The organism is Microbacterium sp. (genome assembly GCF_039812165.1).
In the GTDB taxonomy this organism is placed as follows: Bacteria; Actinomycetota; Actinomycetes; order Actinomycetales; family Microbacteriaceae; genus Microbacterium.
The window spans coordinates 1-8,517 of sequence record NZ_JBDIAB010000130.1; the positions used below are offsets into that span (position 1 = coordinate 1).

Below are 8,517 nucleotides of genomic sequence, written 5' to 3' on the forward strand. Positions count from 1 at the left end.
TTTCCGGTCACTGTGCAAGAGCGGAGTGAGTCGGTGCGGGAGCAGTGACTCGTGCGGTCACGGGAGTCAGGCGCGGCTGCGGGCCTCGTCGAGGTAGGCGTAGGCGGTCACGCGCGAGATGCCCAGGCGCGTCGCGATCGCCTCGACCGACTTGCGCATCTGCGTCGCACCGCGCTGGTCGAGCGTCTCGAGCACGGTGATCTTGTCGTCGCGGCTCATCTGGCCGACGGGCTTGCCGGTCTCGCGGATGGCCTCGGTGATCATGGCGTCCATCACCGAGACGAGGTCGCGTCCGAAGTACTCGTCCGGCTTGTCGGACGAGTCGGATGCCGTGGGCAGCAGCCCGTCCAGGATCGCGCGCGCGTGCTGCAGCCCGCTGAGGTCGACGTTGATGCACAGCGCCGCGATGATGTCGCCGGCGCTGTTGTGGAAGTAGACCGACGAGCAGCGCAGCTCGCGGCCGTCGCTCGTGAACCCGCGATAGCCGAACGCGTCGTGGTCCTTCTGCCGGTTCTGCAGCACGTCGAGCCCGAGACTCGTCGAGGGTCCGCCCACGGTGCGGCCGGTGACATGGCCGTTCTCGATCGCCATGATCGTGTGGCCGAGGTCGACGTCGGCGCCGTCGAGGTTGTGCAGCACGACCTCGCACGACGGGCCTCCGGCGGCGGCGATCGCGCGCATGACCTGACGGTGGGCGATCAGCACGTCCGTGGCGCTCTCGAAGGTGTCGCCGTCCACGCGCACCGGTGTCGACATGCTTCGATCATAGGCACGACCGATCCGAACAAAAGATACGAGACCTAGATATTGTGTTCAGATCCCGCTAGCTTTGCTCCAGGCCGACGCCGAGGCCGAGACGGCTCGCCGGCGGCAGAAGACCCAGGTCACTGAGTAAGGAGGCTCGCATGACCCAGGTGCAATCCGGCACCAAGCTCAGCCGCGAACAGCGCAAGACGATCGCAGGCGGTGCCATCGGCACCCTGATGGAGTACTACGACTACTACCTGTACGGACTCGCGGCGGCGACGGTGTTCCCGGCCGTCTTCTTCGCGAGCGAGGACCCGGTGGTCGCCCAGCTCTCGTCGTTCGCCACGTTCGCGGTCGGCTTCTTCCTGCGCCCCGTCGGCGGTGTCGTATGGGGCATCATCGGCGACCGCATCGGCCGCAAGGTGGTGCTGCTGTCCACCGTCATCGGCATGGGCCTCGCGACCGCCGGCATCGGGCTGATCCCGCCCGAGGCGTCGATCGGCATCGCGGCGCCCATCCTGCTGCTCATCTGCCGCATGTTCCAGGGCTTCTTCGTCGGCGGCGAGATGGGCGGAGCCGCCACCCTCGTCGTCGAGCACTCGCCGCCGAACCGTCGCGGCCTCTTCGGCGCGTTCCTCATCACCGGTGCGGGCGTCGCCAACGTGGGCTCGGCCGGCCTCATGGCCGCCCTCGGCGTCGGCGGCAACTCCTGGTTCATGGAGTGGGGATGGCGGCTGCCGTTCATCCTCGGCTTCGTGCTCGCGATCGTCGCCGTGGTCCTGCGTCGTCACCTGGAGGAGTCCGACGAGTTCAAGGACACCCAGGCCATCCAGATCCAGACCGGCAAGAAGCTCAACCCGCTGCGCGAGGTGTTCCGGCACCCGAAGAACGCGATCCTGGGCGTGCTCATCGGCCTGCCGCAGTCGATCGCCGGATACGTGGTGCTCACCTACGCGATCTCGTACATGGTGACCAACATCGGGATCCCCGCTCAGGTCGGCTTCATCGGCACCCTGATCGTGGGCGCGTTCCAGATCTTCGTCGCCCCCACGTGGGGCGCGATCTCGGACAAGTTCGGCAGACGCAAGGTCTACATCTTCGGATGCGTCGCCTTCGCGATCCTCGTCTATCCGACGTTCGCGCTGTACTCGACGGGCAACATGTGGCTGATCTGGCTCGGCATGATCATCGGCTTCGTGATCCCCGGGGTCGCGATGCAGGCGACGCTCTCGACGATGCTGTGCGAGATGTTCGACCCCGAGGCCCGCATGACCGGCGTCAACCTCGGCTATCAGCTGTCGAACACCCTCGGCGGCGGACTCGCACCGTTCATCTGCGCGGCGCTCGTCGCGGCGGCGGGCGGCGCGTTCTGGCCGGTCGTGATCTACTCCGCCGTGATCTGCGCGGTGGGCGCGATCGCGACGGCCACGGCGTCCATCCGTCCGGGCTCGGCGGGCACCGGGCGCCTGCACGAGCTGAGCCTCTCGACGGCATCCTGAACGGGCTCCTCGCCGGGCGGGCGGCGGTCACGCCGTCCGCCCGGCAGTGCAGAACGGATGCCGGTGCGCCCTACCGCGCGAGCAGCGCGGCCAGGGCGGGCAGCTGTGCCTCGTCCTCGAGCGCGGAGCCGACCGCGACCACGCGGACGCCCGCGTCGAAGAAGGGGCCGGCGGTGGTGGCATCCATGCCCCCCGTGGCGACGAACGTCGCCTGCGGGAACGGCCCGCGCATCGCGCCGAACCACCCCGTGCCCAGGAGCGACGCGGGGAAGGCCTTCAGCCACGTGAGGCCCTCGCGGAGGGCGAGCTGCACCTCCGTGGGCGTCGCGACGCCCGGCAGGGCCGGCAGACCCGCCTCGGCCGACGCGCGCACGATCTCGGGGTCGAAGCCGGGGCTGACCGTGAAGGCGGCGCCGGCGCGCCTCGCATCGTGCACGTGGTCGACGGTGACCACGGTGCCGGCGCCGACGATCAGCCCGCGCTCGCGGGCGGCGTCGGCGACCAGCCGCAGCGCCTCGACGTCGGCCGGGGTCTGCACCGGGATCTCGACGACGCCGATCCCGAGGTCCCACGCGGTGGTCGCCACGGCGAGGCTGCGCTCCGGCCCCATGCCGCGCAGGATCGCCATGAGCGGCACGTCGCCGAAGATCTCGTCGAATGCGGCGTTGTCGGTCATGAGGGCTCCCGGGGTGGTGAGGGTTTCAGGCGACGACGTCGCTGGTGGACTGGAGGACGAGGTGGGCGCGCTCGTGGCCGGCGCGCAGCCGCTCGGGTGCCGGACGGCCGCGCAGCAGCGCCGCGAGGTAGCCGGCGGCGAACGCGTCGCCGGCGCCGACCGCCTCGACCACCGCGGTGGGAATCGCGGGCACGAACGTCTCGCGGTCCTGGGCGCCGTCGCGGTCGAACTCGGTCGCGCCGACGTCGCCGTCCTTGACCACGAGCGTCTGCGGCTCGGGGAGCAGGGCGCGCACGGCGGCAGGGGCGTCGCAGCCCCACAGGGCGTGCGCCTCGTCGAGGCCGACCAGCACCACGTCGGCGCGCCGGGCCGACGCCAGGAGCGCGGGGCCCGCGGCGCCCGGCGCCCACAGTGCGGCGCGGTGGTTGACGTCGAAGCTCAGGAGCGCCGCGCTCGCGCCGACGCGGTCGACGACCGCGTCGATGAGCGCCGCGCAGCTGTCGGAGAGGGCCGGGGTGATGCCCGACACGTGCACGACGGCGGCCTGCTCGAGCGGGATGCCGGCGACGGACTCGGGACCCATGCGCGACGCGGCCGACCCGCGCCGGTAGTACAGCACGCCGTGGCCGGGATCCTTGAAGTAGACGCCGGTGGGCGCGGCGGGGTCCACGCGCGCCCAGCGGGTGTCGACGCCCGCCGCGGCGATCGCGCGCAGCACCCGACGGCCGAGTGCGTCGTCGCCGACGGCGCCGATCCAGGCCGACGGCACGCCGAGTGCGGCGGCGTGCATCGCGACGTTCGACTCGGCGCCGCCGATGTCGAGCCGCACCTCGTCGGCGTCGGCGAGCGGCTGCGCGTGCGCGGGCGTGACGAGCGCCATCGTCTCGCCGAGGGCGAGGAACTGCGGTGCGGGCGTGCTCACCGGTCCATCATGACGTCAGTGTGCATTGATCACAACAGACGTCGTATTATTTGCACAGTCAGTCGAAAGGACGGAGCGAGATGATGGTGCGAGCCGACGCGCAGGACACCCTGCTCACCGCACGCGACAAGGGAATCCCGGCGCGTGCGATCGGGTCGACGGCATCCGAGTTCCTGGCCACGTCGCCGCGCCTCGAGGAGTTCTGGACCCCGCTCGTCGTCCTCGACGACGAGGCACTGCGCGGCAACCTCGAGACGATGGCGACGTGGTGCGGCGAGCGCGGCCTCGAGCTCATGCCGCACGGCAAGACGACGATGGCCCCCGCGCTGTGGCGCCGGCAGCGGGATGCCGGCAGCCTCGGCATCACGCTCGCCACGATGGGGCAGGTGCGCACCGCCCGCGACGCCGGCGTGGACTCGATCATGCTCGCCAACAGCGCGGTCGACGAGCGCTCCCTGCGCTGGCTCGCCGGCGAGATCGCCGACCCGGCCTTCCGGTTCGTGTGCTGGGCCGACGCGCCCGCGACCGTCGAGCGCATGGAGACGGTCCTCCGCGCCGTCGGCGTTCCGCGGCCGGTCGACGTGTGCGTCGAGCTCGGCGCGCCGGGCGCCCGCACCGGGGCGCGCACGGTCGACGAGGCGCGTGCCGTCGCCGAGCGGATCGCGGCCTCCGACGTGCTGCGGCTGTCCGGTGTGGCGGGGTACGAGGGCATCCTCGGCCACGACCGGTCGGTGGCGACCCTCGACGCCGTGCGCGCGTACCTCGAGCGACTGGTCGCGCTGCACCGCGACATCGCGCCGCTGTACGGCGACGGCGACGTGTACGTCACGGCGGGCGGCAGCGCCTACTTCGACCTCGTCGCCGACGCCTTCCACGAGGCGGGTGCGGGCGCCGACGGCGCGCGCTTCGTGCTGCGCTCCGGCGCCTACCTCGTGCACGACGACGGCTTCTACCGGGGCATCTCGCCGTTCGGCGACGCCGTCGCGCAGGCCGGGGCCGGAGCGCCGAGGTTCCGCACCGCGATGCGCGGCGTGGCCCGCGTGGTGTCGCAGCCCGAGCCCGGCCTCGCCCTCCTCGACGGCGGCAAGCGCGACTTCCCGTACGACGAGGGGCTTCCCCGCGCGCGCGGCGTCGCCGCCGACCTCGGCGAGGCGTGGGAGCCGCTCGACGCCCCCGTCTCGGCCCTGAGCGACCAGCACGCGTTCCTGCGCGCCGACGTCCCGATCGGCGCGGTCGTGGCGCTCGGCCTGTCGCACCCGTGCACGGCCTTCGACAAGTGGCGGCTGCTGCCGGTCGTGGACTCCTGGGAGTCGGGTGCGGTCGTCGACCTGATCCGCACGTGGTTCTGATGACCGGACGGCTCGTGCTTCGCGGGGGCGCGCTCGCCGATGCGGGCGCGACCCGTCCCGCCGACGTCGCCGTGGAAGGCGGCGTGATCACCGCCGTCGGACGGGTCGACGCGCGTCGGGGCGATCGCGAGCTCGACGCGACGGGCCGGCTCGTGCTGCCCGGACTCGTCGACGCGCACGCACACGTCGACGGCATGCTGGGCGACCCGGTCGTCCAGCGCGCCCTGCTGCGCCAGGGCGTCACGACGGTCGTCGCCGGCCAGGACGGCGTGTCGTACGCGCCGGGCTCGGGCGCGTACGCGACCGAGTACTTCGCGGCGATCAACGGCCCGCATCCGACCTATCGGGGTGGCGGGGTCGCCGGCTACCTCGCCGGCGTCGACGGCGCGTCGGCGCTGAACGCCGCCTGTCTCGTGCCGGCGGGCACGGTGCGGTTCGAGGTGTGCGGGCGGCGGTCGGAGCCGGCCGACGCGGCCCAGCGGGCACGGATGGCCGAGCTCGTCGCCCGGGGCATGGCCGAGGGGGCCGTCGGGCTGTCGAGCGGGCTCGACTACGTGCCCGGGATCTTCCAGGACGCCGAGGAGATCGCCGCGCTGTGCGTGCCGGTCGCCCGTCGCGGCGGCGTGTACGTCAGTCACATGCGCGGGGGCTACGAGGCGAACTCCGCCGAGGGCGTCGCCGAGATGGCGCGGATCGCCGCGCTCGCGGCATCCGCGGCCGGCGCGCCGCTCCCGGTGCACGTGTCGCACTTCCACGCCGACGCCGACATCGTGCGAGCACAGCTCACCGCGCTCGCCGAGGCCGGCGTCGACGCCACGTTCGACGCCTACCCCTACACGCGCGCGTGCACGCTCCTGGCCATGCCGCTGATCCCGCCCGAGCTCACCGTGCGCCCGGTCGACGATGTCGTGCGCGTGCTGGCCGACCCCGGCGAGCGCGCGCGGCTGCGCGGGGCCTGCATCGACCGGGCCACGCGCAGCGCGAGCCTCGGCCCGGACTGGCCGCGCATGATCACGCTCGCGCACGTCGCGGCGCCCGAGTACGCGTGGTCGCACGGGCTGACCCTGCACGACGCGGCGGCGCGCGCGGGCACCGATGCGGCGGGCTTCGCGCTCGACGTGCTCGCGGCATCCCGTCTCCAGGTCAACGCGGTCATGGCCGTCCGGCACGAGCGCACGCCCGAGGAGCTCGCCCGCGTGTTCGCCCAACCGGGCCATATGGGCGGCTCGGACGGCATCTTCGTCGGTGCCCACCCGCACCCGCGGGCGCGCGGCACGTTCGCGCGCTACCTGCGCGAGTACGTGCGCGAGCGGGGCACGTGGTCGTGGGCGGATGCCGTCCGCCACCTCTCCGCGCTCCCCGTCGAGCGGTTCGGGCTCGGTGCGCGCGGCGTCGTGCGGATCGGCGCCGTCGCCGACCTCGCCGTGGTCGACCCGGATGCCGTCGCCGACACGGCGACGTACGACCAGCCCCTCCGCGAGGCCATCGGCGTGGACGACGTCCTCGTCGCGGGGGTGCCGGTGCTGGCCGGCGGCGCGCTCACCGGCGCGCTCCCCGGTCGTGGTCTCCGGCGAGACGGCCGCGCGGGGGAGGGCTGATGTCGCAGAGCGTGAAACGGGCCGCCGACATCCTCGACGTCATCGCCGCGCGGCCGAGCACCGTGGCGCAGCTGGCCGAGGCGTTCGGCATCCACCGGTCGACGATGTTCCGCGAGCTCCAGACCCTCGTGCAGGTCGGGTTCGCGCGTCGCCTGCCCGACGGCGCCTACGCGCCGTCGTTCCGGCTCGCGGTGCTCGGCAATGCGGCGCTGGAGGGCCTCGACCTGCGCTCCGTCGCGTTCGCGCACGTGCGGAGGCTGCACCGCGCCGTGGGCAACACCGTGCACGTGGGCGCGCTCGTCGACGACGAGGTCGTCTACGTCGACAAGGCCGAGGACTCCGGCGGGATCCGCATGTACTCCCGCGTCGGCTCCGCGGTGCGTCCGCAGTGCAGCGCGATCGGCAAGGCGATCCTCGCGGGGCTTCCCGTGCATCGGCGCGACGCCGTGCTCGCGGACGTCGACTGGCGCCGCTACACCGATCGCACCATCACGAGCCGAGCCCGGCTCGACGTCGAGCTGGAGCGCGTGGCCCGGCAGGGCTGGGCCGCCGACGACGGCGAGTTCGAGGACTTCGTGAACTGCGTCGCCGTGCCCGTCATGAGCCCGGCCGGCGTCGTCGGCGCGCTCTCGCTCACCGCGCTGCGGGTCGTCGAGGACCTCCCGCGACTGCAGGAGCGCCTGCCCCTCCTGCAGCACACGGCCGCACAGATCTCCCGCGAGCTCGGCTGACGCGGGGAACACACGTCTACAGAAAGGAACAGACACATGGCCAAGTCCGCCATCCACATCACCGGCGCCCCGCAGCCCGCGGGACCGTACAGCCAGGGGATCGTCGCGAACGGCTTCCTCTACACCGCGGGGTTCGGCCCGCAGGATCCGGCCACGGGAGCCGTCGCCGAGAGCGTCGCCGACCAGACCCGGCAGGTGCTCCGCAACGTCCAGGCCGTGCTCGCCGAGGCCGGGCTCACGCTCGACGACTGCGTCAAGACGACCGTGCACCTGGCCGACCTCGCCGACTTCGCGGAGTTCAACGACGCGTACCGCGAGTTCTTCACCGCTCCGTACCCGGTGCGCACGACGGTCGGCTCGCAGCTGGCCGACATCCTCGTCGAGATCGACGTCGTCGCCGTCTTCCCGCAGACGGACTGACCCGGCGGCATCCGGCCCCGCGCCGCGAGCCCCACGCCGAGTCACTCCGCTCCCACCGGGTCACTGCGCAGGAGCGGAGTGACCCGGCGGGAGGGCAGTGACTCGCGAGGAAGGTCAGGCGCGCGCGCTCAGGCGGCGGGCCGCTCCAGGCGCGCCACCGCGTCGGCGACGGCGGCGGTCGCCTGCTCGATCGTGTCGAGGTCGGTCGCGAACGAGATGCGGAAGAACGGCGACCGGCCGTAGGCCGAGCCCTGGATGACGGCGACGCCGGCCTCCTCGAGGAGGAACATCGTCACGTCCCGATCGTCCTCGAGCGCCCGCCCGTCGGGCCTGACCAGGCCGATCAGCCCCGAGCAGTCGACGTACAGGTAGAACGCGCCGTCCGGCGCGATCGGCTCGAGCCCGTCGACGGCCCCCAGCCCTGCCAGGGCGGCGTCGCGCCGCTCGCGGTAGACCGCCACCGAGTCGCGCACGAAGTCCTGCGGTCCGTCGAGCGCCGCCGCGGCCGCGGCCTGGCTGATCGACGACGGGCACGACGAGGTCTGCGACTGCAGCGTGCTGATCGCGCCGATGAG

The 8,517-nt window shown here is 73.0% G+C and carries 9 protein-coding genes; 5 read left to right on the forward strand and 4 right to left on the reverse strand.

From position 1 onward, the window contains the following. Positions 1–66: 66 nt before the first annotated feature. Entirely contained in the window at positions 67–756 is a 690-nt protein-coding gene (locus WML84_RS10460) for a PAS domain-containing protein (protein ID WP_347346085.1), read from the reverse strand. Between the two features lie 149 nt (positions 757–905). On the opposite strand from WML84_RS10460, the gene WML84_RS10465 reads away from it, so the two are divergent. Further along, complete coding sequence (locus WML84_RS10465) at positions 906–2,246, forward strand: MFS transporter (RefSeq protein WP_347346086.1); 1,341 nt, start codon at positions 906–908, stop codon at positions 2,244–2,246. Positions 2,247–2,316: 70 nt separating this feature from the next. Here the strand turns inward: WML84_RS10465 and WML84_RS10470 are convergent, their stop codons facing one another. Together WML84_RS10470 and WML84_RS10475 are read right to left on the reverse strand one after the other, a co-directional pair. Then, a complete protein-coding gene (locus WML84_RS10470; protein ID WP_347346087.1) occupies positions 2,317–2,922 on the reverse strand; it encodes a bifunctional 4-hydroxy-2-oxoglutarate aldolase/2-dehydro-3-deoxy-phosphogluconate aldolase in 606 nt (201 codons plus the stop codon). A gap of 25 nt (positions 2,923–2,947) precedes the next feature. Next, positions 2,948–3,844 (reverse strand): sugar kinase, encoded by an 897-nt coding sequence (locus WML84_RS10475; RefSeq protein ID WP_347346088.1) that lies wholly within the window; start codon positions 3,842–3,844, stop codon positions 2,948–2,950. Between the two features lie 80 nt (positions 3,845–3,924). Between WML84_RS10475 and WML84_RS10480 the strand changes: the two genes are divergently transcribed. From WML84_RS10480 to WML84_RS10495, 4 genes are read left to right on the forward strand one after another with little or no spacing between them, the layout of a single operon-like run. Next, positions 3,925–5,193 carry an alanine racemase gene (locus WML84_RS10480; protein WP_347346089.1) on the forward strand — a complete coding sequence of 423 codons (1,269 nt, stop codon included), beginning with the start codon at positions 3,925–3,927 and terminating at the stop codon, positions 5,191–5,193. Continuing rightward, entirely contained in the window at positions 5,193–6,791 is a 1,599-nt protein-coding gene (locus WML84_RS10485; protein ID WP_347346093.1) for an amidohydrolase family protein, read from the forward strand. The genes WML84_RS10480 and WML84_RS10485 overlap by 1 nt, the downstream gene beginning before the upstream one ends. After that, positions 6,791–7,522 (forward strand): IclR family transcriptional regulator, encoded by a 732-nt coding sequence (locus tag WML84_RS10490; RefSeq protein WP_347346090.1) that lies wholly within the window; start codon positions 6,791–6,793, stop codon positions 7,520–7,522. The genes WML84_RS10485 and WML84_RS10490 overlap by 1 nt, the downstream gene beginning before the upstream one ends. 36 nt (positions 7,523–7,558) lie before the next feature. Further along, entirely contained in the window at positions 7,559–7,942 is a 384-nt protein-coding gene (locus WML84_RS10495) for a Rid family detoxifying hydrolase (protein ID WP_347346091.1), read from the forward strand. A 128-nt stretch (positions 7,943–8,070) separates the two neighbouring features. On the opposite strand, the gene WML84_RS10500 is transcribed toward WML84_RS10495, so the two are convergent. Further along, positions 8,071–8,517 (reverse strand): aminotransferase class I/II-fold pyridoxal phosphate-dependent enzyme (locus WML84_RS10500; protein ID WP_347346092.1); only part of this gene is annotated, 447 nt, incomplete at its 5' end.

Coding starts and splice junctions, on each gene's coding strand:
- WML84_RS10460 (WP_347346085.1), bottom strand. CDS start 756: ATGTCGACACCGGTGCGCGTGGACGGCGACACCTTCGAGAGCGCCACG.
- WML84_RS10465 (WP_347346086.1), top strand. CDS start 906: ATGACCCAGGTGCAATCCGGCACCAAGCTCAGCCGCGAACAGCGCAAG.
- WML84_RS10470 (WP_347346087.1), bottom strand. CDS start 2,922: ATGACCGACAACGCCGCATTCGACGAGATCTTCGGCGACGTGCCGCTC.
- WML84_RS10480 (WP_347346089.1), top strand. CDS start 3,925: ATGATGGTGCGAGCCGACGCGCAGGACACCCTGCTCACCGCACGCGAC.
- WML84_RS10485 (WP_347346093.1), top strand. CDS start 5,193: ATGACCGGACGGCTCGTGCTTCGCGGGGGCGCGCTCGCCGATGCGGGC.
- WML84_RS10490 (WP_347346090.1), top strand. CDS start 6,791: ATGTCGCAGAGCGTGAAACGGGCCGCCGACATCCTCGACGTCATCGCC.
- WML84_RS10495 (WP_347346091.1), top strand. CDS start 7,559: ATGGCCAAGTCCGCCATCCACATCACCGGCGCCCCGCAGCCCGCGGGA.